Annotated in this window: 1 pseudogene; it reads right to left on the reverse strand. The window is 67.0% G+C overall.

What is annotated here, in order from left to right:
- Positions 1–233, reverse strand: a pseudogene (locus tag SB772_RS45895) (NADH-quinone oxidoreductase subunit L); the annotation flags it as partial.

Below are 233 nucleotides of genomic sequence, written 5' to 3' on the forward strand. Positions count from 1 at the left end.
GCCCGACACCGAGTGCAGGCCCATGCCGACCCAGCCGTGGAACTCTTCGGCCATCTCGGCCAGTGCCGGATGGTTCGCGCCGATGAAGATCACCTTGTCGAATGCGACGCCGTGCTGGAAGAAGTCGCCGAACAGCATCGGGCCGATCGCGATCGCGCCGATGATCACCGACGGAATCGCCAGCAGGACCAGCGGCACCCACACGACCCACGGGGTCTCGTGCGGCTCGTGCG

The organism is Paraburkholderia sp. SIMBA_030 (assembly GCF_046535245.1).
Taxonomy (GTDB): domain Bacteria; phylum Pseudomonadota; class Gammaproteobacteria; order Burkholderiales; family Burkholderiaceae; genus Paraburkholderia.